Raw genomic sequence first — 24268 nt, forward strand, 5'->3', positions numbered from 1 at the left:
TCCAGTCTAGGTGTCGCCGGCGGCCCGGTTCAGACCCGCTCGACCGGCGAGCCGGACGGTGCCGCCGGCGCCCCCGGGCTACGCTGGGGCAAATGGTGGACAGGATGTGTTCGAAGGTCGGCTGCTCGCGCGAGCCCGTAGCGACGCTGACCTATGACTACCGTGACTCGATGGCGGTCCTCGGACCGCTGAGCATCGAGAAGAGTCCACACAGCTACGACCTCTGCTCCATCCATGCCGTACGGCTGAGCGTGCCGCAGGGCTGGAGCGTCGTGAAACACAGCGTCCTCGGCGACGTCGGCTACGGCTCCTGAGCAGCGGCATCCCACCGCGCCGTGCCGATCTCGGGGCCGACATGAAGGTCCACGACGCGTGACGGTCTGCGAGAATGGCGTCATGAGTTCTTCCGCACCGTCTGCCCCCACGACCACCCTGCCCTACAAGGTGGCCGACCTGTCGCTCGCCGAGGCCGGCCGACACCAGCTCCGCCTCGCCGAGAACGAGATGCCCGGCCTGATGGCCCTCCGCGAGGAGTTCGGCGCGAGCCAGCCCCTCGCCGGCGCCCGTATCGCCGGTTCGCTGCACATGACGGTGCAGACCGCGGTGCTCATCGAGACGCTCGTCGCGCTCGGTGCCCAGGTCCGCTGGGCGAGCTGCAACATCTTCTCGACCCAGGACGAGGCGGCGGCCGCCGTCGCAGTCGGTCCGCACGGGACCGTCGAGGCACCGGCCGGTGTGCCGGTCTTCGCCTGGAAGGGCGAGACGCTCGAAGAGTACTGGTGGTGCACCGAGCAGATCTTCGACTGGTCGACCGAAGCGGCCACGGCCGGAGCCGAGTGGACCGGCCCCAACCTCATCCTCGACGACGGTGGCGACGCGAGCATGCTCGTCCACCAGGGCCGTCGGTTCGAGCTGGCCGGAGCGGTCCCCGACACGACCGACGCCGACAGCCACGAGTACAGCATCGTCCTCGACGTGCTCCGCCGTTCGCTCGCCGGCAGCAGCGACCGCTGGACGAAGGTCGCCGCCGACATCCTCGGCGTGACCGAGGAGACCACCACCGGTGTCCACCGCCTCTACGAGCTGGCGAAGCAGGGTGAGCTGCTGTTCCCCGCGATCAACGTGAACGACTCGGTCACGAAGAGCAAGTTCGACAACAAGTACGGCATCCGGCACTCGCTGCCGGACGGCCTCAACCGCGCGACCGACGTACTCATCGGTGGCAAGGTCGTCTTCGTCGCGGGCTACGGCGACGTCGGGAAGGGCGCGGCCGAGGCCCTCCGCGGCCAGGGCGCTCGGGTCATCGTCTCCGAGGTCGACCCGATCTGCGCCCTCCAGGCGTCGATGGACGGCTTCCAGGTCGCGACCCTCGAGAGCGTCGCCGAGCAGGTCGACATCATCGTGACGTGCACCGGCAACTTCAACGTCGTCACCCTCGACCACATCCTCGCGCTCAAGCACCTCGCGATCGTCTCGAACGTCGGGCACTTCGACAACGAGATCGACATGGCCTCGCTCGAGGCGCTCGAGGGCGCCGAGAAGATCGAGATCAAGCCCCAGGTCCACGAGTGGCGCCTCCCCACGGGGCGCAGCGTCCTCGTGCTCAGCGAGGGACGCCTCATGAACCTCGGCAACGCGACGGGGCACCCCTCGTTCGTGATGAGCAACTCCTTCACGAACCAGGTGCTCGCGCAGCTCGAGCTCTGGACGCGGATCGAGGAGTACCCGATCGGCGTGTACGTGCTGCCGAAGCACCTCGACGAGAAGGTCGCTCGCCTGCACCTCGACGCGCTCGGCGTGCAGCTGACGACGCTCACGGGCGAGCAGGCCGACTACATCGGTGTGCCGGTCGAGGGCCCGTACAAGGTCGACCACTACCGCTACTAGGCGGTGTCGCCGGTTCCCCGCCTCAGCGGTCGGGGAACCGGTGCGGCTGACCGCTCAGCACCGGCTGGAGGAGCGACAGGCGCTGACGGGCCGCGAGCTGGGCCTGGTACTCGCGCTCCCGGCGGATGACGGAGACCCCGACGAGGAACGCCTCCGGCGGAGCGATCGGCAGGGGCGACACGAATCGGGACACCTCTGCCGCGAGTTCGGCCGCCAATCGGGTCCTCGTGGCCGGGGTCAGTGAGCCGGCCTGCTTGAGGAACTGGGTGACGCGCCGCGCCAGCGGGTCGGGCAGTCGGGCCACGTCGGCGCCGCCGGCCCAGGCGGCGAGCTGCGGTGGGATCATCGCGACGGGCTCCACCACCCGCGGCAGACGCTCACGTTGGCTGTAGGTCCCGGCGAGCACGTCGCCCAGACGCTTCGAGCGAGCACTGAGCAGGCCGGTGAGTGCGGCGATGCCGCCAGCTGTGGCGTAGATCTCGAAGTACCCGGTGAGGGCGCGGATGAACGCGTGCCGGAAGCCGGGTGCACCCCCGTCGTCCCGGACGATGCGGGCACCGACCACGAGTCTGCCGAGCGACCGTCCGCGGGTGGCGATCTCGACCGCTGCCGGCAGGACGACGAGGCAGAGCACCGTCAGGCCGAGCACGATGGCGGTGAACATCGCGGTGTCCATGGCGACCCCGGACAGGATCCAGGAGAACATCGCGAGCATGAGGCCGACGAACACGAGGATCGACACCACGTAGTCGATGATGGCGCCCGCCGCGCGCAGGATGAACCCGGTGGGCCGCACGTCGAGGGCGACGGCCTCGCCGGTGATCAGCTCGGTGCCGTCGTCCAGCGTCGTCTCGTGCAGCGGGACCCGGGCCGGTTCGGACATGTGCTCCATTCAAGCAGATGCGCGGGGGACCGGCCATGGAGCGCCGCCAACGCGTAGCATGGCTGCGATGGACCTCGACGCCTACTCCGCAGCCCACCGCCAGGAATGGGACCGCCTCGACGCGCTCGGCAAGCAGCGGTTCTTCAGCGGGCCGGAGGCCGATGAGCTGATCGACCGCTATCAAGCCGGGGCGACCCAGCTCTCCGCGATCAAGACGACGGCCGGATCGACCCTCGTCGGCGACCGCCTCTCGGTGTCGCTGTCGCGGGCGCGCCTCCGGTTCACCGGGGCCAGTGCGAACGTGTTGTCGAGTGTCCCGCGGTTCTTCGTCCTGGCCCTGCCGGCCGCGCTCTACCGGGTCCGGTGGGTGACTCTCGCGGTCGCGGTCGCGACGGTCGTCATCGCGACCCTGTACGCCGTGTGGATCGCCGGCAACCCGCAGGTCCTCGCGAACCTCGGGACCGACGCCCAGCTCAAGCAGTACGTCGAGGACGACTTCGTCGCCTACTACTCCAACAACCCGGCTGCGAGCTTCGCCGGCCAGGTGTGGACGAACAACGCGTGGATCGCGGCGCAATGCGTGGCGTTCGGCATCAGCGGCGTCTGGGTCCCGTACATCATCGTCACCAACGCCCAGGGGGTCGGGCAGGCCGCAGGGGTGATGTTCGCCTACGGCAAGGGTGACGTATTCTTCGAGTACATCCTCCCGCACGGCATGCTCGAGCTCACGGCGGTGTTCGTCGCGGCAGCGGCGGGTCTCCGCATCTTCTGGGCCTGGGTGGCACCAGGGCCACGGACGAGGGGCCAGGCGCTTGCCGAGGAGGGCCGAGCGCTGTTCACGATCGCCATCGGGCTGGTGATCGTGCTCTTCGTCTCGGGGCTCGTCGAGGGCTTCGTGACGCCGGCACCGTGGCCGTGGGCGGTCAAGATGCTCATCGGCGGGGGAGCGCTCGCCGCGTTCCTGACCTACATGTGCTGGTGGGGCGGTCGCGCGTACCGCTCGGGGGAGCGCGGCGACCTGGCTGAGTTCGAGGCCGGCGCGAAGCGGATCGTCGCCGGCTGACGGCTACTCGCCGGCTTCGGATCGTGCGCGGCGCTCGGCGTTCCTGGCGTTGACCCGGGCGTTCTCGGCGTTCACCTCGGCGTGGACGGCACGCTCCTGCACGAGCCATGCGGGCAGCGTGCGGAGCAGCTCCTGGATCTGTTCGGTGGTCAACGCCTCGGTGATCTCGGCGCGAGCCAGACCGGAGGTCGACACGCCCAGCTTGCGGGCGACGACGTCGCGCGGGTGCGGTCCGTTCTTGCGGAGCTCGACGAGCCAGTCCGCCGGGTTCGCCTGCAGTTCGAGGAACGCCGACCGCGTGATCGGCTCCTCCTGGAACGACGCCGGGGTCGCCGGCAGGTAGACCCCGAGCTTCTTCGCCGCGGTCGCCGGTTTCATGATCTGTTCGCTCGCACCCATCCGCTCAGCGTACCTCGCTGCAGTGTCCTCGCCCAACCGGCCCGGATCACCCGTCGACTGAGCTGCAGTAGTGTGGCAAGCCGAGCAGTGGAGGCTTCGATGGACAGGCAGGACGACCAGGTCGATGGGATCGAGATCGGCGACGACGGGATCGGCGCCGACACGGTGCCGGAGAACGTCCCGCCGGTGCTGACCGTCGCCTACGCACGCGGCGTGAACCCGGGGAAGTGGGCGCGCATCTGGAGCGAGCGCCGTCCGGACGACGAACTCCGCCTGATCCGGGTGGACCTCGACGAGCAGCGAGCGGTCCTGGCCTCCGGTGCAGCGGACGTCGTGCTCGCCCGGGTCCCGATCGACCATGACGGGCTGAACACGATCGCCCTGTTCGAGGAGCTCCCCGTCGTCGTCTTCGCCAAGGGCGCTGTCCTCGGAGCCGAGGACACGGTCGGGATGGCCGCGCTCGCCGACGAGCAGCTGATCATGACGCCGCTCGTCCTCGAGTGGGCCGAACGTGCCGCCGCGCTCGGGTTCGACGCCTCGGCGGCGCCGTTGACCGACGACCCGGAGGCCGCGGTCGAGCTGGCCGCGTCCGAGGTCGGAATCGTCGTGGTCCCGCAGTCGGTCGCGCGACTGCACCAGCGGAAGGACGTGGAGTACCGTCCGATCGCCGATCTTCCATCCATCCCGGTCGTGCTGGTGTGGCCTCAGGACCGCGAGGACGAAGCCGTGGAGGAGTTCATCGGCATCGTGCGCGGACGCACGGCCAACAGTTCGCGACGGTCCGCCCCGACCGAGCAGGCCGCCGCTCCTGCACCGCAGCAGGCCGCGAGACGACGGAAGAAGCCGAAGGCCGGCTCGACCCAGGGCACCGCCGCCGGGACGAGCCGGGGCGCCCAGCTCGCCGCGCGGAAGGCCAAGCAGGAGGAGCTCGCCCGGGAACGCCGCAAGAAGCGCAAGGGCCGCTGATCCGTTCTCCCGGGTCCCGCCGGCACGCGGAGGGACCCCGTCGATCGGCGACGGATCGGGTCAGAGTCGACCGGAGGCCTTGAGCGCGATGTAGGCGTCGGCGAGCGCCGGAGGCAGGGTCTCGGGTGAACCGGTGACGACGTCGGCCCCGAGCTGTCTGATCGCCGCCGACACGCGTTCGATGTCGAGCAGGGCGCGTTCGGCCGCAGCGGCGCGGTACACGGTCTCGCGGTCGCCGCGGTCGCGCGTGGCCTCGAGGGTCGCCGGGTCGACGACGCTCGTCACGACCACCGTGTGGCGCTGCGTGAGCTGGGGGAGGACGGCGAGGAGCCCGCGCGCGGCCCCGGGGGCGTCGATCGAGGTCTGCAGGACGACGAGGGCGCGCTGGTTCGTGATCTGTCTGACCTGGCCGGGGACGGCGTCCCAGTCGGTCTCGATGAGTTCCGGGTCGACGAGCGCCATCGCGTCGACCATCCTCGAGAGGAGTTCGGCACCGGTCGCGCCCTGGACGCGACCACGCACCCGCCGGTCGTAGGCGAGATAGTCGATGCGGTCCCCGGCTCTCGTGGCGAGCGCGGCCAACAGGAGCGCGGCTTCGAACGCCGTGTCGATGCGCGGCTCATCGGCGATGCGGGCAGCCGAAGTGCGGCCGGTGTCGGTGACGATGACGACCCGGCGGTCACGCTCGGGCCGCCAGGTGCGGATCATGACGTCGCCGCGTCGTGCCGTGGCACGCCAGTCGATCGAACGCACGTCGTCACCTCGCACGTATTCGCGGAGGGAGTCGAACTCGGTGCCCTGACCGCGGACCATGACGCTCGTCGCGCCGTCGAGTTCGCGGAGGCGTGCGATCCGGCTCGGGAGGTGCTTCCGGGAAGTGAACGCTGGAAGGACCCGGAGATGCCCGGCGCTGTTCAGCGTCGCCTGTCGAGCGAAGAGACCGAGCGGACCGGACGACCGCACCGTGACCTGGGACACCCGTCGCTCGCCCCGACGGAACGGGGTGAGCACCAGGCTGAGGCTCCGCCGCTCACCGGGCGGGAGGTCGACGCGGAGTCGCTCGGTGGGCGCGCCGGCCGATGGTTGCCAGGCGTCGCGCACCAGCGCCCGGACGCGGCGACGTCCTCGGTTGGTGAGGAAGAGGGTGCTCGTCGCCGAGTCACCGAGCCTGACCCGGGACGGCAGCTGCCGCTGCAGGACGATGTCCCGAGGCGAACCGGCGACCGCCAGGTCGAGCGCTCCGAGCGCGGCGGCGAGCACGAGCCACGCGATGAACGCCGGAGCGGCGTCGCCCGTGAGCACGCCGAGCACCACGATCGGCACGATGCCGAACGCGACGAGCGCGACGAACCTCCCGGTGACGGCCATCTAGATGGGCACCTGCACCTGCTGCATGATCGAGCGCAGGATCGCGTCGACCGAGACACCCTCGAGCTCGGCCTCGGGTCGCAGCTGCATGCGGTGGCGCCACACCGGGAGGACCATCGTCTGCACGTGGTCGGGGGTGATCGACTGGTAGCCGCTCAACCAGGCCCAGGCCTTCGCCGACGCGAGGAGGGCGGTCGTCCCTCGGGGGCTGACGCCGAGCCGGACGGACGGGCTGCGCCGCGTGGCGCGCGCGAGGTCGACGATGTAGGCGAGGACGTCGGCGCTGGCACCCACGCGTCCGACCTCGAGCTGCGCCGCTCGCAGATCGGCCGCGCCCATGACCGGCAGGACACCCGCAGCCGTGAGGTCGCGCGGGCTGAACCCGGCGGAATGCCGCCGGAGCACCTCCACCTCGACGTCGCGTTCGGGCACGTCGAGGACGAGCTTCAGCAGGAAGCGGTCGAGCTGCGCCTCGGGGAGTGTGTAGGTGCCCTCGTACTCGATCGGGTTCTGCGTGGCGGCCACGATGAACGGGTCCGGGAGCGGGAGGGAACGGCCGTCGACGCTGACCTGGCGCTCCTCCATCGCCTCCAGCAGGGCGGACTGGGTCTTCGGGGGCGTGCGGTTGATCTCGTCGGCCAGCAGGATGTTCGTGAACACCGGGCCCTCGCGGAACTCGAACTCCCCGGTCTTGGCGTCGTAGACGAGGGAGCCCGTGACGTCGCCGGGCATGAGGTCGGGCGTGAACTGCACACGCTTCGTGTCCAGACTGAGCGCGTGGCTGAGTGATCGGACGAGCAGCGTCTTCGCGACGCCGGGCACACCCTCGAGGAGCGCGTGGCCCTTGGCGAGGAGCGCGATGACGAGCCCGGTGACGGCGGCGTCCTGACCCACGACGGCCTTGCCGACCTCGACGCGGACCTGGGCGAGTGCTCGCCGGAGGTCGTCCGGGTTCGGTGCGGTGGATCCTGGCACGGGGGCGTCGGTCATGGATGGTTCCTTCCGGTGAGGTCCGTGGCGCGCGCGACGGCGGCTTCGAGATCGAGCAGGTGATCGGACAGGGAGACGAGCTCGGCGTCGCTCGTCGGTACGGCGTCGAGCAGGACGGACCGCACGTGCCGAGGGTCGAGTCCGGCGAGTCCGGCGACCGTGTCGGCGACCTCGACGACCGAGGCGTGGCGCGAGAGGCCCACGGCGACCGCGAGGCGGGACACGGTGCCGATCCGCAGCGCGTCCAGCGCCCGCTGACGGTTGCCGGACCGCTGGTAGAGGCGTGCGCGCCCCCCCATCGTCTCGCTCGCACGGACCGCGACGGGCAGGTCCTCGATGACGAGCGGGCCGAAGCGCCGCCCGCGCCAGAACATGGCCAGGATCGCCGTGATGATGACGGTGCCGGTGACCCCGGCGACCCAGCTCGGCGTCAGCGCGTCGAGGCTCGGGGGGCCGGTGACGGGCACGTCGGCGAGGCTCGGCAGGTACCAGACCAACTGCTCGGTCGAGCCGAGCAGGCCGAGCGCGAGGGCGGCGTTCCCCGCACGGTCGACGACGTCGTTCGTCAGGGCGTCGGCCGAGCCGAGGAGCACCCGTGCGCCGTCCGCCTGCGTCACGACCGCGCTCCCGCCGCTGTCGGCCGTGAAGCAGCCCTCGGCGTCGGCGTCGGTGGTCGTGTACAGCGTCCAGCCACCGGTGACCGTCCCCGCCCGCTCGGCGGTGGGGTCGCCGCAGTCGGACGACAGGACGTCGGAGGCATCCGAGCTGCCCGCGAACGAGACGCCGGGGAACAGGGTGCGGAGCGCCGCGGCCCGGGGGGTGACGACGACGAGTCCGGCGTCGGCGTCGCCCAACCGCTCGAGCTGCGAGGCGTCGAGCAGCCCGCTGGGATCGAACAGGAGGACGGTGCTGTCGGTGTCCTCGACCGCCTCGAGCGTCGCATCGAGCGTGGTGGTCTCCGTCACGGTGACGCCCTCCTGACGGAGCACCTGCGCGAGCGCGCGTCCGCCGTTCGGGGTCTGGTTGCCCGGACTGAGCAGCGCCGCGTCGATCGACGCGCCTCGCGTCGCGAACATGAGCACGAGGGCGATCCCGACCGCGAAGACCGCCGCGATGATCCAGAACCGGTTCCGTCGCAGCCGGGTCCGCAGCCGTGGTGTGGCGACGTCGGGCTCGGGCTGCCCATGCTCCGTGGGCTTCGTCGTGAGCGTCACCGGACCAGCTCCTCGGGGTCGGCGAGGAGCTGCGGCGCGGCGACGGAGAGCCGCGCGTCGAGTGCTTCGAGCTCCCGGTACTGTGCCTCGGTACCCGTCGCCTCGAGGTAGCGGACGGCGTCGAAGACGTCCGCGGCCTCCGCGAGCGCGCGCCCGTCCTGCGGGAACGCGGCCGCCGCCCGGGCGGCGAAACCGTGCGCCGTCGTGCCGGGGGTGACCACGACGATCGTCCGCTCGGACAGTCCGCGAGCGATCGCCCGATACAGCTCCTGGAGCGCGAGTGTCCAGTCGCCGGCCGCGGCGGCGGTCCTCGCGTCCTGACGCAACCGCTCGGCGGTCCGATCGTCGCGTTCGCCGAAGAGGTCGAGCTGACGGGCGCTCCGCCGGTTGAGGCGGGGGAGGCCCCACACGATGAACGCGATGACGATCCCGACGACGACCACGGTCATCGCTATGATCGGGAACAGGCCGGTGAAGGGGCCCTCACCCGGTACCCGGAGGGAGTTCACCCAGTCCCAGAACGCCTTCGACACGATGTCCCACAACGACGGTTGCGCCGTCTGGTACTCGGGCTTCGACAGCTCACGCTGCAGGAGGTCCCGGGCGCCCGGTGCATCCGGGACGAGCGGGACGTCGAGGCGCGACGCGAGGAACAGCGGGCTCATCGGGTCGCTTTGCCCCCGGCGGCGGCGTCGAAGGGGTTGTCGACCGTCTCGCGACCGCCCGCGCGCGCCTCGACGAACCGCGCGAGGTCGAGGTCGAGCCCCTCCTTGCGCATCCGCAGGTCGACATAGATGACCGCCGACGTGGCACTGATGACGACGACCGTGATCGCGCCGATGATGACGGAGACGAGCAGGGACAGGCCCTGCGCGGCGATGGTGGCGACGATCATGGTCGCCTCCGAGTCCACCCCGACGAACAGCACGGGGACGAGACTCGCGAGCAGGCTGATCGGGGTCGCGACGACCTGCGACGCGACGCTGACGACCGATGAGACGAGGAACTGGACGCCGAAGGTCCGCCAGAAATAGCCGTCGGTCAGACGCCAGGAGCGAGCGAGCGAGGGGAACACCTTGCCGTTCTCGAGGACGATGATGCTCGGTGTGAGGGAGAACTTCGTCCCGAGCCACACGGAAGCGGCGATCAGGACGAGCAGGGCGCCGATGCCCATGACCACCGTCAGGACCACGCCCGCGGTCCCGCCGAGACCGGTCAGCACGAATCCGAGGCCCACGGCGACGGCGATGAACACCGTCACGACACCGATCAGGAGGAAGGTGTAGCCGATGAGCGGCAGGAAGCGCGCTTTCGTGCGCCGCCAGAGCGCGCCGAGCGGCAGCTTCTCACCGAGGGTGCCGCGAGCGACCTCTTGCGCGATGATGCCCTGCAGGATCGCGCTACCGGCGATCGAGACCGCCACCGGGATGAGGAAGGACAGGATGATGGCCGTGATGGCCCCGGCGCTGATGGCGTCCTCCTCGCCAGGGGCCGCCTGCGACAGCCGGCTCAGCGAGAGCCAGGTGACGACGCCGACGATGACGAGGGAGAGGACGGCGGTGAGCCCCTGCAGCAGCAGGGCGCTCCCGAACGTCGCCTTCGGGTTGCGGCGCAGCACGAGGAAGGGCGCGCCGAACAGATCGCTGAAGGACAGCGGCCGGAGCGGGATGAGCCCCGGCTTCGGCGGTGGTGCCCATCCCTGTTGGGGACCCGGGGCCCAGGACGCACCGGTCGCGTAGGGATTCGCGTCGTAGGCGGCGGTCGGAGCCGAGGGAGGGGTCCCGTACCCGGGCTGCTGAGCCTGGGTGTACGGCTGGGTGTACTGGGGCGGGACCTGCTGCGGATACGGCTGCTGGCCGTATCCCGGCTGTGGGTACGCCGCCTGCGCCGGATACCCGGGCTGCTGCGGGTATCCCTGCTGCGGCGGATAGCCGGGTTGCTGCGGGGCTCCCTGTGGGGCCAGCGGCGGAGAGCCGGGCTGCTGTGGATACCCCTGCTGCGTTGGGGACGGCTGCGGTGTCGCCTGCTCCGGCGCCACCGGCTGCTGTGGCCCCTGCGGCGTCGCCCACGGGTTCGGATCCTGATCGCCCATCTCGCCCCCGGCTCGCTGTTCCGTGTCCATCAGCAACACCCCCTCGCCGTCTCGAACCCCTCCATGTTGTCACACCGAGCCTGCCCGCGACCGGCGGTTCGGCGGTTCTCCTGGACACTTCGACTACGCTGAGGCGAGACGTAAGGACACCGGTCAGGCAGCGCGGCCGGCCGGTCACACCCGAGACGGAGCTATGAACGCACGCATTCTCGTCGTCGACGACGACACCGCACTCGCCGAGATGATCGGCATCGTGCTGCGCACCGAGGGCTTCGAGCCGTCGTTCTGCGCGGACGGCGGCGGCGCGCTCCAGGCGTTCCGCGACACCAAGCCCGACCTCGTCCTCCTCGACCTCATGCTCCCGGGGATCGACGGGATCGAGGTGTGCCGCCTGATCCGTCAGGAGTCCGGCGTCCCGGTCATCATGCTGACCGCGAAGTCCGACACCGCGGACGTGGTGAAGGGGCTCGAGTCCGGCGCCGACGACTACATGGTGAAGCCGTTCAACCCGAAGGAGCTCGTCGCCCGGATCCGCACGCGGCTGCGCGCGCCGGCCGCCGACCTCGCGGAGACCCTCCGCATCGGCGACCTCACCGTTGACGTCGCGGGCCACGAGGTCCGTCGCGCCGACGGCGTCATCGGGCTCACGCCGCTGGAGTTCGACCTCCTCCTCGCACTGGCCAGCAAACCCCAGCAGGTCTTCACCCGCGAGATGCTGCTCGAACAGGTCTGGGGATACCACTACAAGGCCGACACCCGACTCGTGAACGTCCACGTGCAGCGGCTCCGCGCCAAGGTAGAGGAAGACCCCGACAACCCGAAGATCGTCATGACGGTGCGTGGCGTCGGATACCGCGCCGGCGCGGTCACCGGCTGATCCGACATGGCCTCCCGACTCGCCGGCTGGGCGGCCGACTGGCGGCTGTGGCGGAGGTGGCCGCAGCAGGTGCGCTCGCAGTGGCGGCGCTCGCTGCAGTTCCGGACGGTCGCCATCACGGTCGGCCTCTCGGGACTCGCCATCCTCCTGACCGGCGCATACCTCTCGTTCAGCATCGGCAACGACCTCTTCCAATCCCGGCTGCAGCAGGCGCTCGGCGGCTCCGGTCGCGCCATCGCGTCCGCGCAGAGCATCCTCGACGCGTCCGACGCCAGCGAGCGGGTCGCCCTGCAGCAGCTCATGGGGACCGTGCGGACCGATCTCCAGACGACGTCCGGCAGCAGCCTCATCGCCGCCTACCGAGCACCGGGCCAGGACTTCAGTCAGGTCACACCCCCGGGCTTCGAGTCGCCGGGGCTCGGCGGCGGTGTCATCTCCGACGCGCTGACCGAGGCGGTCCGGGCCGACCCGGACACCCTCCAATGGCAGTCGGTCACCCTCACCGCGGCCGACGGCTCGTCGACGGCCGGCATCGTCGTGGGCTCGGAGGTCTCGATGCCGACCGCCGGCTCCTACGAGATCTACCTCGGCTACGACCTGAGCGAATCGGAGCAGACGCTCGGCTTCGTGCAACGGACCCTCTTCGTCGCGGGCGTCGGCCTCATGATCCTCGTCGGTGGTGCCGCGTGGTTCATCGTCCGCTTCGTCGCGACACCGATCCGGTCCGCCGCCGAGACGAGTCAACGTCTCGCCGGCGGTGACCTGGACGTGCGGATGCCCGAGAAGGGCGAGGACGAGCTCGCCATCCTCGCCCGCTCCTTCAACGGGATGGCCGCCAGCATGCAGAAGCAGATCAAGGAACTCGCGGAGCTCTCGCTCGTGCAGCAACGGTTCGTCTCGGACGTCTCGCACGAGCTGCGCACGCCCCTGACGACCATCCGCCTGGCCGGCGACGTGCTCTACGACCAGCGCGACTCCTTCCCGCCGGCCACCGAGCGGACGGCCGAGCTCCTCCACGACCAGGTCGGGCGGTTCGAGATCCTGCTGGCCGATCTGCTGGAGATCAGCCGCTACGACGCGGGCAGCATCGAACTCGAATTGGAACCGACGAGTCTCGTCCATCTCGCCGAAGAGGTCGTGGAGGAGCTCCGCCCGCTCGCGGAGCCCACCGGTTCGGACCTCCGGATCGTCGCACCGGGTGGCTACTCTGCGGTCCCGATGGACCCGCGGCGTATCCGGCGGATCGTGCGCAACCTCGTCGGCAACGCCATCGAGCACGGCGAGGGCAAACCGATCGTGGTGTCGGTGGACAGCAACGAGTCCTCGGTCGCGATCGCGGTGCGCGACTACGGCCAGGGCATGACGCGCGAGGCGACCGAGCGCGTGTTCGACCGCTTCTGGCGCGCGGACCCGTCGCGCAAGCGCACCATCGGCGGGACCGGGCTCGGGCTCGCGATCTCCCTCGAGGACGCGGTCCTGCACGAGGGGTGGCTGGAGGTCTGGTCGGAGCCCGCCGCCGGCTCGTCCTTCCGCCTCACCATCCCACGCGAACCCGGGACGGAGATCGTCCGCTCGCCCATCAGCCTGCCGCCCGACGATGCGATCGAGTCCATCGTCGACGAGCTCACCGCGCCGACGACCCGCTCACTCCCGACCGTGCGATCGACGGACGACGACAAGGAGGATGCTCGTGGTTGACGTCCCCGCACGATCGCCGAGACGACGGTCCGCAGTACGTCGGATCGCTGCGGCGGCGCTGCCGATGCTCCTCGTGATTGTGCTCACCGCCTGCGTGGGCATCCCGCGGGGCGGTTCCGTGCAGGACGGCGGCACGGTCGAGGGGGACGGCGGCGACGTCGACGTCAACTTCATCGCGCCGGGCCCCGCCGAGGGGGCGACGCCGGAGCAGATCCTCCGGGGCTTCATCGACGCCGCCGCGAGCCCGCAGAACAACTACGAGATCGCGCGGGAGTTCCTCGCACCGGCGCTCCGGTCCGACTGGGATCCCGACGCCGGAGTGACCATCGACCAGGGCGGCCGCACGTTCGCCCCGGTCGCCGACACGGTGCAACTCACCGTCAGCCCCGTCGCGGCGGTCGATGATCGGGGTGAGTACCGCGAATCGGGGAACTCGTCGCCGCTCAGCTGGACCTACTCCTTCGAGCAGGTGCGGGGGGAGTGGCGCATCGCGGCTGCTCCGCCTGGCATCGTCCTCGAGTCCTCGACGTTCGCCGACGTCTTCGCGGCGTACTCCCTGAGCTACTTCGACCCGAGTTTCACCCGACTCGTCCCCGACCAGCGCTGGTTCCCCTCGCGAGCGTCGACCGCGACGAGGATCGTCGGGGCGCTCCTCGACGGACCGGCCGAATGGTTGAAGGGCGCGGTGGCGACGGCGTTCCCCGAGGGGACCTCGCTCACGAGTGACGCCGTTCCGGTCGAGGCAGGGACCGCGCGCGTGGACCTGACCAAACCGGCCCTGCAGGCGGACGCGGTCACCCTCCAGCGGATGCAGCTCCAACTGAGCAGCAGCCTGGTGCAGCTTTCGGGCAGCGTCGGCGGGGTCGCCGCCGTCTCGAACGTCGCGATCACCGTCGTGGGCAACTCCACGCAGACGGTCTCGCCGCTGTCGCTCGCCGCACCACGCGTCGACCCCCGGGCACTCGTCCAGCGCGGGGACGAGTTCGGCTTCGCCTCGGGGAACCGGCTCGAGGCCGTGCCGGGGATATCGGCGGCGGTCGTGGCGGCCGGGGCCGACGCGGCCGTGTTGTCCGCCGACCATGACCAGGCCGCGGTCCGTTCCGCCGCCGGCGTCACGGTGATCCAGGCGGACGGCGACGTCCGGCTCGTCGACAACCGCCAGGGCCTCCTCCCGCCGACGATGGACCCGTTCGGCTTCACCTGGACGGTCCCGGCAGCGGCGCCGTCCGCACTGCTCGCGCACGACGCCGCGGGTGGCACGGTGCAGGTCGCGACGAGCTGGACCGGCGCGTCCACGATCGATTCGATCCAGGTGTCCCGGGAGGGAACGCGCCTCGTCGCGCTGCTCAGGGACGGGACGCAGTCGCGGCTCGTGGCCGCCGCGATCATCCGCGGTGACCGCAACGCGCCGTTGCGACTCGGCGACCCCGTGGAGCTCCGGGTGATGTCCACGGAGGCGACGACCGTCACCTGGGTCGACGACATCACGGTCGCCGTCCTGCTGGGCGGCGGTGACGGGACGACGATCGTCACGCAGCAGATCGGCGGCCGCTCCGCGCCCGTGCCCAAGCTGGCGGACGTCACGAACCTGGTCGGGGGCAACGGACCGACGCAACTGCGCGCCCTCACGAGTGACGGCCGGCTGCTGTTGCCCCGTGGATCGAGCTGGCAGGAGGCGGGCAGCGACGTCCGGTTCATAGCGACCCAGCTGGGGTCGCCGGACTGAGTGAGCGCGCTCCACAGCGCGTCCGAAGTCCCGGAGCCGTCTGCGTCTCGGACGATGCGCCACCGGACGCGCTGCGTGGGCGCGACCATCGGATGATGCGATCCTCGTCGAGTCGAAGTGCGCCCCTCGCTCATGTCCGCGAAGCCTGCCTGGACGCGTGGGCCCTGCTGGTCCCGGTCACGTGCGCCGGATGCGGTGCGCCGGACCGTGGGCTGTGCGACGACTGCCTCGGGCGGCTGGTCCGGCCGGCGGCCTCCGACGACGATGCCCACCTCGTGCGGTGGAGCGATGCGGGCGGTACCCCCGGTCTCGCCGCCCGTCGGTACGACGAGTTCGTCGGCGCCGTCCTCCTCGCCTACAAGGAGGACGCCCGGACCGGCCTCGTCCGTCCGCTGGCCGCCGCGCTCGAACCGGCGTTCCGGTCCGCCGTGCTCGAGGCGAGCCGGGCGATGGGCGGCGTCTCGCCGGAGATCGCGACGATCCCGGCCAGGCGATGCGCCGCCCGCGATCGGGGCTTCCATCCGATGGAGCAGCTCGTGCGTCGGCTCGGCACCAGACCGTCGCGCCCGCTGCGGTGGGCGCGGCAGCCAGCCGACCAGCGGGACTTCGGTCGGGCTGAGCGTCTGGAGAACCTCGCCGGGGCACTGGTCGCGGCGCGGCGGCTCGACGGGCGCCGATTCCTCCTCGTGGAGGACGTCGTCACGACGGGGGCCACCGTCGGGGAGGCCGTTCGGGCGATGCGCGACGGTGGTGGTCTCGTGGTCGGTGTCGTGGCCCTCGCCAGGGTCGGACCGTGAACGGACGGCGGGTCACGAGGCCGGAAGATGAACGTTCCCTGAACACCGCTGATGACTTCCGCAGGCTCGGGCACTACGGTGGCAGAACGGCGTGAAAGGACCGCCCGGGACCGGGTGGTCAGCCGGATGAGGAGGTCGAACGTGGATATCAACATCGTCGGACTTGGACTCGGCATCACCGATCGGTTCCGCGAGTACGCGACCGAGAAGGCGGAGAAGGTCGCCCATCTGGTCGAGCAGGCGCAGTCGCTCGACATCAAGGTGTCCCGCCATCACGACGCCAACGGGCGCAAGGGCGAGGACCGTGTCGAGCTGACGCTCGTCGGCCCCGGACCGTTGGTTCGTGCGGAGTCGACCGGCTCCGACAAGTACGTGGCCTTCGATCTCGCGATCGCGCGGATGCTCGAGCGCGTCCGCCGCTCGAAGGACCGCAAGAAGGAGCACCGTGGCAAGCACCGCACCTCCTTGCACGCCGCCAGCAGCGAGGGGTTCAGCGGCGTCGACATCACCCCTGCCGCACCGGAGCTGCTCGAGCAGGTCGCGACCGGCAGCGTCGCGACGCTGACCCACGAGGACGAGGAGCAGGAGGCGTACTCTCCCGTCGTCATCCGCACGAAGGAGTTCCCCGCGGAGTGGATGAGCGTCGAGGACGCCGTCGACCGCATGGAACTCGTCGGCCACGACTTCTTCCTGTTCATCGACGCCTCGTCGGAGCGGGCGAGCGTCGTGTACCGCCGCAAGGGCTGGGACTACGGCGTGATCAGCCTCGAGGACGGCTCGAACTAGCGTCCTGCACCCCGACCGACGCGGTCGCCCGGTTCGCCGGGCGGCCGCGTCGTGGCATGTCGGTGCCGACCTCGAAGACGGCGTCGTGCACGCGCAGGCGTGCCGAGGTCGCCTCGAGCCAGTCGAGTTCGGCCAGGGAGCGTCGCCGTCTGGCTTCGAGCCCGATCCACGCGATGTCACCCTGCGGCGTCGGGGGGAGCGCCGAGAGGTCCTCGTCGAGCTGCTGCACGAGATCGAGTGCCCACGCGCGTTGGACGGCGATGACCCCGAACACGTCGACGCCCTCGAGTGACGCTGCGAGGGCGACCTTGTTCGGGAGCTCGTCGCGCGAGGCGCTCGCCGTGACGGGTGTCGCCCACCAGCGTTCGAGCACGTCGCGCCCGTCGGCGGTGATGCGGTAGAAGACATGCCCCTGTGCGTCCACGGCGGCGCGCTCGACGAGCCCGTCCCGCTCGAGACGATCGAGGGTCGCATAGGCCTGGCCGACGTTGAGCGGTGTGTCGGGCGTCGTCCGCCGGTCGAACTCGCCACGCAGACGGTACCCGTAGTCGTCACCGAGCGCGAGGATCGCGAGCAGACCGTGCTTGACCGACATCGAACCTCCATGAATTACCTACGCGGTAGGGTGTCGCCAGCCTAGTGAGCCGTCCGTCCCGCGCTGCGGCGGCGCTCCGTCGACATCCGTCCGCCCCTCGATACACAGCGTCCACTCAAGGGACTCCCCGCTAACATGTTCAGAGGACTGCCCCGTTCTGGTGCACCCCGTCCGTCCCGGTCAGTCGACCAGGACGGAGATCAGGAACACGTAATGGAGAGCAATTCGTGGCCTCACCACTTGAGAAGATCCTTCGCGTCGGCGAAGGTCGCATCCTCCGGAAGCTGACCAGCCTCACGAAGGCGGTCAATGCCCTCGAGGACGACTTCACGGAGTTGAGCGACGAGGAGCTGAAGAGCGAGACCGTCGAGCTGCGCGAGCGCTTCGAGAACGGCGAGACCCTCGACGACCTCCTCCCCGAGGCCTTCGCCGCGGTGCGCGAAGCTGCACGCCGCACGATCGGCATGCGCCACTTCGACGTGCAGATCATGGGTGGGGCCGCGCTCCACCTCGGCAACATCGCCGAGATGAAGACCGGTGAGGGCAAGACGCTCGTCGCGACCCTTCCGGCCTACCTCAACGCCATCGCCGGCAAGGGCGTGCACATCGTCACGGTGAACGACTACCTCGCGTCGTACCAGTCGGAGATCATGGGGCGCGTCTTCCGTGCGCTCGGCATGACGACCGGTGTGATCGTCGAGGGGCAGACGCCGGAGCAGCGTCGCGAGCAGTACGCGGCCGACATCACCTACGGCACGAACAACCAGTTCGGCTTCGACTACCTCCGCGACAACATGGCGTGGCAGGCCAAGGACATGGTCCAGCGCGGTCACTTCTTCGCCGTCGTCGACGAGGTCGACTCCATCCTCATCGACGAGGCACGGACCCCGCTCATCATCTCCGGGAAGGCCTCCGGTGAGGCGAACCGCTGGTTCCAGGAGTTCGCCCGGCTCGCGGTACGACTCGAGCCCGGTGAGGACTTCGAGGTCGACGAGAAGAAGCGCACCGTCGGCGTGCTCGAGCCCGGCATCGAGAAGGTCGAGGACTACCTCGGCATCGACAACCTCTACGAGTCCGCCAACACCCCGCTCATCTCCTTCCTGAACAACGCGATCAAGGCCCGCGCGCTCTTCAAGAAGGACAAGGACTACGTCGTGATGAACGGCGAGGTGCTCATCGTCGACGAGCACACCGGTCGCATCCTGGTCGGACGTCGCTACAACGAGGGCATCCACCAGGCGATCGAGGCCAAGGAGGGCGTCGCCGTCCAGGCCGAGAACCAGACCCTCGCGACCGTGACGCTCCAGAACTACTTCCGTCTCTACGAGAAGCTGTCCGGCATGACCGGTACGGCCGAGACCGAGGCGGCGGAGTTCATGTCGACGTACAAGCTCGGCGTCGTCCCGATCCCGACCAACCGCCCCATGCAGCGCATCGACCAGTCGGACCTCGTGTACAAGAACGAGGAGGCGAAGTTCGCACAGGTCGTCGAGGACATCGTCGAGCGCCACGAGCAGGGCCAGCCGGTCCTCGTGGGCACGACGAGCGTCGAGAAGAGCGAGTACCTGTCGCGGCTCCTCGCCAAGAAGGGCGTCAAGCACGAGGTCCTCAACGCGAAGAACCACGCGCGTGAAGCCGCGATCATCGCCCAGGCCGGCCGACTCGGCTCGGTCACCGTCGCCACCAACATGGCCGGTCGTGGAACCGACATCATGCTCGGCGGCAACGCCGAGTTCCTCGCTGTCGCGGAGATGAACGCCAAGGGCCTCAGCCCGATCGACACCCCCGAGGAGTACGAGGCCGCGTGGGACGAGGTCTTCACCGAGGTGAAGGCAGCGGTCAAGGAGGAGGCCGACAAGGTCATCGACGCCGGTGGACTCTACGTCCTCGGTACCGAACGCCACGAGTCGCGCCGCATCGACAACCAGCTGCGCGGTCGCTCCGGTCGTCAGGGAGACCCGGGCGAGAGCCGGTTCTACCTGTCCCTCACCGACGACCTCATGCGCCTCTTCAACGCCGGAGCCGCGGAGAGCCTCATGGGGCGCCAGAACGTGCCCGACGACCTCGCGATCGAGTCGAAGATCGTGAGCCGCGCGATCCGCAGTGCCCAGTCGCAAGTCGAGGCGCGGAACGCGGAGATCCGCAAGAACGTGCTCAAGTACGACGACGTCCTCAACCGGCAGCGTGAGGCGATCTACTCCGACCGCCGCCACATCCTCGAGGGAGACGACCTCCACGATCGTGCGCAGCAGTTCCTGGAGAGCGTCGTCGACGACGTCCTCGACGAGCACACCGGCGAGGGTAACGGCGACGACTGGGACTTCGACGCACTCTGGGCAGAACTGAAGACGCTCTACCCCGTCGGCCTGACGATCGACGAGGTCGTCCAGGAGGCCGGGACGAAGGGGCGGATCAACCGCGACTTCATGCGCCGCGAGATCCTCTCCGACGCCAAACTCGCCTACACCAACCGCGAGGAGTCGCTCGGTGCCCCGGCGATGCGCGAGCTCGAGCGCCGCGTCGTCCTCCAGGTGATCGACCGCCGCTGGCGCGACCATCTGTACGAGATGGACTACCTGAAGGACGGCATCGGTCTCCGGGCCATGGCGCAGCGCGATCCGCTGGTCGAATACCAGCGTGAGGGCTACGCGATGTTCCAGCAGATGATGGGCCAGATCCGTGAGGAGAGCGTCGGCTTCCTGTTCAACCTCGAGGTCGAGGTCGCCGGCGAGGTCGATGCCGGCACGGCCGCACCGGCGATCACGGCCAAGGGCCTCACGCAGGAGACCCCCGACACCGAGAAGCTCAGCTACTCCGCACCGACCGAGCAGGGCGGGGTCGAGGTCCGCAACCAGCGCGGGCAGATCGAGAAGGCGGCCACCGAACGCGCACAGCGCCTCCAGCAGACGAACCGTCCCGCCGGCGATGCGGCTCCCGCGACGAAGGCGGCCCCGGCCGCGAAGGCGTCGCGCGGGGCCTTCGGTCAGCAGTCAGAAGCCCCTGCGGCTGCTCCGAGCAACCGTTCGGACCGTCGCAAGCAGGGCAAGAAGAAGTAGGCCCACGCCGGCACGAAACGGGAGCCCTCCGGACCATGGTGACATCGGTCCGGAGGGCTCTCGTCTGTCGGGTGCTGCGCGGATGCAGCGGCGGTCAGAGCACGCTCACCGAGGTCGCCCTCCAGCGGCCGTCCAAGCCCTCCAGTCGGATGGCCACGGCTCGGGACCGGGCTCGTCCGTGGACGATGACCACGGACTCCACGACGCCGTCGCGTGGCTCGGAGACGGTCACGGTGCCGATCGAGACGACCGGGACGGTGCCCGGGACGCCGCGGACGCGTCGTGCCCGTTCGGCGAGGATCACGCGCTTCAGGAGGACGGTGTGCACGTCGGCGGTGATCCAGCGCGCGAGCTGCGTGAGATCGCGGGCTCCGGCGATCACCTCGATCACGCTCCGAGTCAGGTTCTCGAGCAGTGGTCGCGGATCGGGGAGCTCGGCTCGGGGCGCCGGTTGGGGCGCGAAGTAGTCGTCCGCACCGGGGCGGGCGGCCGCCCGTACCTCTCGCGTGCGTCGCTCGGGGAGCGGAGGCGCGGGCCGGAGGCGAGCCGTGCGTGCTTCGGGCTCGTCGTCGTCGTGCCGGGCAGCGGTGCTCATGGGGCCTCCGAGGGGTGCGCGGGCGCCACGAGTCGGGCGACCGGAATCTGAAATGTCACACTCATCATGTCAGGTACCCCGCGTCCAGGACCAGGGGTCTGTGGAGAACGCCGGACGAGGCCGCTCTCGGCGCACTACCGTCGGCGTATGCGTTGGGACAGCCTGTTCGACGATCTCGCCGGTCAGCTCGACGACGAGCTCGCTGTCGACGACGACGCCGTCCGCATCGAGGCCGAGCGGCTCCGGCGTGGGCGTCTCACCCTCCGTGAGCGGCTGGTCGCCCTCTGCGGCGATGCCGGCGCACCGGGACCGCTCGTCGTCGAACTCGTCGACGGGACGACCTGGCGGCTGCGGGTCCGGAGCATCGGGAAGGACTGGTTGCAGGCCGATTCCGGCACCCCGGGCGGCCGGGAGGTCGTCGTCCCGTTCGATGCGATCGCGGCAGTCGCCATGACGCAGACCCAGGTCGATTGGAGTCTCGACGACGTCGCGGTCCGCGAACCGCGGCTGCTCGACCGCCTGACCGTCTCCTTCCTGCTCCGTGATCTGTGCCGGCGCCGTGCTGCGGTGGTCGTGCGGACCCGGACGGGCAGCTGGACGGGCACGATCGACCGGGTGGGCCGCGATCATCTCGATCTGGCCGTCCACGAGCCGGGGTCGCCGCGCCGGAGCCGGAGCGTCGAACAGATCCGCGTCGTCGTGCTCTCGGAGGTCGTCATCGTCGAGCGAGCTGCCTGAGGCGTTTCGGCGGACGCCCGCCGGGGCCGGGGCTCAGCCGAGGGGAGGCACGGGCCGGAGCATCGGTGCGCCGGAGAACTCGGCGAGTTCGGTGAGTTGCGCCTGATGCCAGAGGCCTGCACGACGTGCCTCCTCGTACTGACCGCTGATGAAGGCTTCGAGCGCCGGGAACTCGATGCGCCACGGTCCGCTGCGCCCGATCCGGATGGCGGGCAGCTCACCGCTCGAGATGAGCTCGGCCACGTGCTGGGCCGAGACGTTCAAGACCTCGGCCGTGTCGGCGACGGTGAGGAAGCGACCGAGCGGGGCCGCATCGCGCTGCGATTCCATTCCTCGATTATCCTCTCGCGCGAGCATCGTCCGCCGGGCTGTGGATAACTTCGGCGCGATGTCCGGAGCCCGGGCAGCATGGGACCGGAAGCGGCGCGCGGGGTGCCCATGAAGGAGGAGACGGTGCGGGGAAGCGAGCGGGGACACGGATCGGAATCCGGAGGGGCGCGAAGCGACGGCGACGAGCGGATGAGCGACCGTCTCGCCGGACTGCGTCATGGTGTCGGCGGACGGCCGGTGTCCCGGTCGCGCATCTGGGTGGACCCACGCTTCCTCGTGGGCCTCATGCTGGTGGTCGCGTCGATCCTGGGGGTGTGGTGGCTCGTCACGACCTCGAGTCGGACGACCCCGGTGTATGCGGCCTCCGAGACGCTGACGCCCGGAACGCGGCTCGACCGCTCCTCACTACAAGTGATCGACGCACGTCTGGGATCGGTCGAAAGCGGGTATCTCGGAGCCGGAGCGGCGCCGCCGGCGGGAATCGTCGTCACGCGGACGATCGCGGCGGGGGAGCTCGTACCGCTCGACGCGCTCGGCGAGGCGAGCGCCGTCGGCGTGACCACGCTCGTCGTCGAACCGGCCGGCCGGCTCGGCGCCGACGTCGTGCCGGGGACCGTCGTCGACCTCTGGGCGGCCGCACCGGACGGCGACGGGTACGGAGTGCCGGAGGTGCTGGTCTCGGCTGCGACGGTCGTCCGGGTCGGGGAGGACGAAGGGCTCCTGTCCGGCCGCGGCTCGGTCGCGCTCGAGCTCGCGGTCCCACGCTCGGCCGTCGCGACGGTCCTCTCGGCGACGGCTGCAGCGCACCTGCTGTCCGTGGTCCCCACCGAGCCCGGCGAACGCTGATGCTGCGTGTCGGACTCGCCCTCGATCCGCGGGTCGAGGGCGAGATCCTCGCGACGATGCTCGACCTCGGACACCGCGTCGCCTGGCGCTGTCACGACGGCGCCGAACTCGACGAGCGCATCGGTGCCGGGACGCCCGTCGACGTACTGCTCGTGTCACCCGGGGTCGACCGCCTGAGCGCCGAACTCATCGACCTCGCGGACCGCGTGGGTACGAGGGTCGTGGCGCTCGCGTCCGGTGAGTCCGAGCGTCGCCATGCGGCGGGGCTGGGCCTGGTCGACATCGTCCTCCTGCCGGTCGATCCCGAGGAGCTGGATCGGACCATCGCGCCGCTCGACCTCGGCGGTGACGGCCCTCGTCCGGTCGCCCAGGCCGCCGGGCGGGTCATCGCGGTGTGGGGCGCGGCCGGGTCGCCCGGCACGACCACCGTCGCCGCGGGCATCGCCAGTGAACTCGCCGCCCGCGGACGACGGGTCGTCCTCATCGACGCGGACACCTACGGGTCATCCGTCGCGGCCATGCTCGGCCTCCTCGACGAGGCACCCGGGTTCGCCGCGGCCTGCCGGCTGGCCGGAAGTGGAGCGCTCGACATCGAGCAGCTCGAGCGGATCGCGGTCGTCCATCCGTCGCCGTCCGGGGCGTTCCGTGTCCTGACCGGCATCTCCCGTGCGGCGCGCTGGACGGAACTGTCGACGGAGCGCGTCACGACGACCATCGAACGGTGCCGGGCGTGGATGGACGACATCGTCATCGACACGGCATTCTGCCTGGAGGCGGACGAGGAGATCTCGAGCGACCTGTTCGCGCCCAGACGGAACGGGGCGGCGTTCGCCGTCCTCGGGTCCGCAGACCGGGTGGTCGAGGTCGGCGCGGCCGACCCGGTCGGGGTCACGAGGCTGCTCCGCGGGCACGCGGAACTCGTCGAACTCGTCGATCCGTCGCGCATCTCGGTGGTCGTGAACCGGCTGCGTGGCGTCGCGCTCGGTACCGGTCCGGCCGGCCAGCTGGCGTCCACGCTCTCCCGCTTCGGCGGGATCGAAGCGGCCGCGCTCCTGCCGGAGGACCAACGGGTGGTGGACGCCGCGGTGATCGCGGGGAGGAGCCTGCGTGACCAGGCCCCGCGCGGAGCGCTTCCCGTCGCGCTGCGGCGGTTCGTGTCCACCGTCCTCGACCAACCGTCGACGCCGGTGCGGGACCGCTCGCGGCGCTCGGCGGGTGGAGCACGCGGGCGTCGTGTGCGGAGTGGATCGCGCCGAGCGGAATAGTCCCGACGAAGTCACTCAATACAATTGGGTGATCAACCGAATATGCATTTGCGCGCCGATATATGCATCTGCATTCTCCTCCGATGCATCGCTATCC

23 protein-coding genes are annotated in these 24268 nt (G+C 70.3%); 13 read left to right on the forward strand and 10 right to left on the reverse strand.

Annotation, left to right across the window (positions count from 1 at the left end):
• The first annotated feature begins 104 nt into the window (after window positions 1-104).
• On the forward strand, window positions 105-314 hold the full coding sequence (locus HOW07_RS15135; protein ID WP_369808449.1) for a DUF3499 family protein: 210 nt from the start codon (window positions 105-107) through the stop codon (window positions 312-314).
• 82 nt (window positions 315-396) lie between these two features.
• Window positions 397-1887, forward strand: coding sequence for an adenosylhomocysteinase (ahcY, locus tag HOW07_RS15140; protein ID WP_064295225.1), 1491 nt, complete (start codon window positions 397-399; stop codon window positions 1885-1887).
• A 22-nt stretch (window positions 1888-1909) separates the two neighbouring features.
• Here ahcY and HOW07_RS15145 read toward each other — a convergent pair whose 3' ends face one another.
• Complete coding sequence (locus HOW07_RS15145; RefSeq protein ID WP_085513390.1) at window positions 1910-2770, reverse strand: RDD family protein; 861 nt, start codon at window positions 2768-2770, stop codon at window positions 1910-1912.
• Window positions 2771-2837: 67 nt separating this feature from the next.
• Here HOW07_RS15145 and HOW07_RS15150 point away from each other — a divergent pair, with 67 nt between their 5' ends.
• Complete coding sequence (locus tag HOW07_RS15150) at window positions 2838-3833, forward strand: stage II sporulation protein M (RefSeq protein ID WP_079707261.1); 996 nt, start codon at window positions 2838-2840, stop codon at window positions 3831-3833.
• Between the two features lie 3 nt (window positions 3834-3836).
• On the opposite strand, the gene HOW07_RS15155 is transcribed toward HOW07_RS15150, so the two are convergent.
• A complete protein-coding gene (locus HOW07_RS15155) occupies window positions 3837-4232 on the reverse strand; it encodes a DUF5997 family protein (RefSeq protein WP_056012681.1) in 396 nt (131 codons plus the stop codon).
• Window positions 4233-4331: 99 nt separating this feature from the next.
• Here HOW07_RS15155 and HOW07_RS15160 point away from each other — a divergent pair, with 99 nt between their 5' ends.
• Window positions 4332-5198: a LysR family substrate-binding domain-containing protein gene (locus HOW07_RS15160; RefSeq protein ID WP_175117737.1), complete on the forward strand. Its 867-nt coding sequence runs from the start codon at window positions 4332-4334 to the stop codon at window positions 5196-5198.
• Window positions 5199-5258: 60 nt separating this feature from the next.
• Here HOW07_RS15160 and HOW07_RS15165 read toward each other — a convergent pair whose 3' ends face one another.
• The 5 genes from HOW07_RS15165 to HOW07_RS15185 are packed head-to-tail and all read right to left on the reverse strand — an operon-like array spanning window position 5259 to window position 10892.
• Window positions 5259-6566 (reverse strand): DUF58 domain-containing protein, encoded by a 1308-nt coding sequence (locus HOW07_RS15165; RefSeq protein ID WP_175117738.1) that lies wholly within the window; start codon window positions 6564-6566, stop codon window positions 5259-5261.
• Window positions 6567-7556, reverse strand: coding sequence for a MoxR family ATPase (locus HOW07_RS15170; RefSeq protein ID WP_121291863.1), 990 nt, complete (start codon window positions 7554-7556; stop codon window positions 6567-6569). It abuts the gene before it with no gap.
• Window positions 7553-8770 carry a DUF4350 domain-containing protein gene (locus HOW07_RS15175; protein ID WP_217485355.1) on the reverse strand — a complete coding sequence of 406 codons (1218 nt, stop codon included), beginning with the start codon at window positions 8768-8770 and terminating at the stop codon, window positions 7553-7555. The genes HOW07_RS15170 and HOW07_RS15175 overlap by 4 nt, the downstream gene beginning before the upstream one ends.
• The gene (locus HOW07_RS15180; protein ID WP_175117739.1) at window positions 8767-9435 is read right to left on the reverse strand and encodes a DUF4129 domain-containing protein; all 669 of its coding nucleotides are present in this window, start codon (window positions 9433-9435) and stop codon (window positions 8767-8769) included. Before HOW07_RS15180 ends, HOW07_RS15175 begins: the two co-directional genes overlap by 4 nt.
• Window positions 9432-10892 (reverse strand): hypothetical protein, encoded by a 1461-nt coding sequence (locus HOW07_RS15185; protein ID WP_175117740.1) that lies wholly within the window; start codon window positions 10890-10892, stop codon window positions 9432-9434. The genes HOW07_RS15180 and HOW07_RS15185 overlap by 4 nt, the downstream gene beginning before the upstream one ends.
• A gap of 163 nt (window positions 10893-11055) precedes the next feature.
• On the opposite strand from HOW07_RS15185, the gene mtrA reads away from it, so the two are divergent.
• The 5 genes from mtrA (at window position 11056) to hpf (ending at window position 16746) form a co-directional block, all read left to right on the forward strand.
• Window positions 11056-11739: an MtrAB system response regulator MtrA gene (gene mtrA, locus HOW07_RS15190; RefSeq protein WP_064295232.1), complete on the forward strand. Its 684-nt coding sequence runs from the start codon at window positions 11056-11058 to the stop codon at window positions 11737-11739.
• A 6-nt stretch (window positions 11740-11745) separates the two neighbouring features.
• Window positions 11746-13437, forward strand: coding sequence for an MtrAB system histidine kinase MtrB (gene mtrB, locus HOW07_RS15195; protein ID WP_064295233.1), 1692 nt, complete (start codon window positions 11746-11748; stop codon window positions 13435-13437).
• Window positions 13430-15163, forward strand: a complete 1734-nt coding sequence (locus HOW07_RS15200) for an LpqB family beta-propeller domain-containing protein (RefSeq protein ID WP_175117741.1) — start codon at window positions 13430-13432, stop codon at window positions 15161-15163. Before mtrB ends, HOW07_RS15200 begins: the two co-directional genes overlap by 8 nt.
• Before the next feature lie 275 nt (window positions 15164-15438).
• The gene (locus HOW07_RS19885; protein WP_175117742.1) at window positions 15439-15960 is read left to right on the forward strand and encodes a phosphoribosyltransferase family protein; all 522 of its coding nucleotides are present in this window, start codon (window positions 15439-15441) and stop codon (window positions 15958-15960) included.
• 141 nt (window positions 15961-16101) lie between these two features.
• Entirely contained in the window at window positions 16102-16746 is a 645-nt protein-coding gene (hpf, locus tag HOW07_RS15210; RefSeq protein WP_064295235.1) for a ribosome hibernation-promoting factor, HPF/YfiA family, read from the forward strand.
• Here the strand turns inward: hpf and HOW07_RS15215 are convergent.
• A complete protein-coding gene (locus HOW07_RS15215; protein ID WP_064295236.1) occupies window positions 16721-17341 on the reverse strand; it encodes a PadR family transcriptional regulator in 621 nt (206 codons plus the stop codon). The genes hpf and HOW07_RS15215 overlap by 26 nt on opposite strands.
• 227 nt (window positions 17342-17568) lie before the next feature.
• Between HOW07_RS15215 and secA the strand changes: the two genes are divergently transcribed.
• Window positions 17569-20397 carry a preprotein translocase subunit SecA gene (gene secA, locus HOW07_RS15220; RefSeq protein WP_064295237.1) on the forward strand — a complete coding sequence of 943 codons (2829 nt, stop codon included), beginning with the start codon at window positions 17569-17571 and terminating at the stop codon, window positions 20395-20397.
• Between the two features lie 94 nt (window positions 20398-20491).
• Here secA and HOW07_RS15225 read toward each other — a convergent pair whose 3' ends face one another.
• Window positions 20492-20992, reverse strand: coding sequence for an Rv3235 family protein (locus tag HOW07_RS15225; RefSeq protein WP_175117743.1), 501 nt, complete (start codon window positions 20990-20992; stop codon window positions 20492-20494).
• 147 nt (window positions 20993-21139) lie between these two features.
• Between HOW07_RS15225 and HOW07_RS15230 the strand changes: the two genes are divergently transcribed.
• The gene (locus tag HOW07_RS15230; RefSeq protein WP_175117744.1) at window positions 21140-21730 is read left to right on the forward strand and encodes a hypothetical protein; all 591 of its coding nucleotides are present in this window, start codon (window positions 21140-21142) and stop codon (window positions 21728-21730) included.
• Window positions 21731-21763: 33 nt separating this feature from the next.
• Here the strand turns inward: HOW07_RS15230 and HOW07_RS15235 are convergent, their stop codons facing one another.
• Window positions 21764-22060, reverse strand: a complete 297-nt coding sequence (locus tag HOW07_RS15235; protein WP_064295239.1) for a helix-turn-helix domain-containing protein — start codon at window positions 22058-22060, stop codon at window positions 21764-21766.
• 189 nt (window positions 22061-22249) lie between these two features.
• On the opposite strand from HOW07_RS15235, the gene HOW07_RS15240 reads away from it, so the two are divergent.
• Together HOW07_RS15240 and HOW07_RS15245 are read left to right on the forward strand one after the other, a co-directional pair.
• Complete coding sequence (locus HOW07_RS15240; RefSeq protein ID WP_121291854.1) at window positions 22250-22906, forward strand: hypothetical protein; 657 nt, start codon at window positions 22250-22252, stop codon at window positions 22904-22906.
• Complete coding sequence (locus HOW07_RS15245) at window positions 22906-24171, forward strand: P-loop NTPase (protein WP_121291853.1); 1266 nt, start codon at window positions 22906-22908, stop codon at window positions 24169-24171. Before HOW07_RS15240 ends, HOW07_RS15245 begins: the two co-directional genes overlap by 1 nt.
• The last annotated feature ends 97 nt before the right edge of the window (window positions 24172-24268 follow it).

Origin of the sequence: Plantibacter sp. MCCC 1A11337 (genome assembly GCF_013349365.1) — a bacterium.
GTDB lineage: Bacteria > Actinomycetota > Actinomycetes > Actinomycetales > Microbacteriaceae > Plantibacter > Plantibacter flavus_A.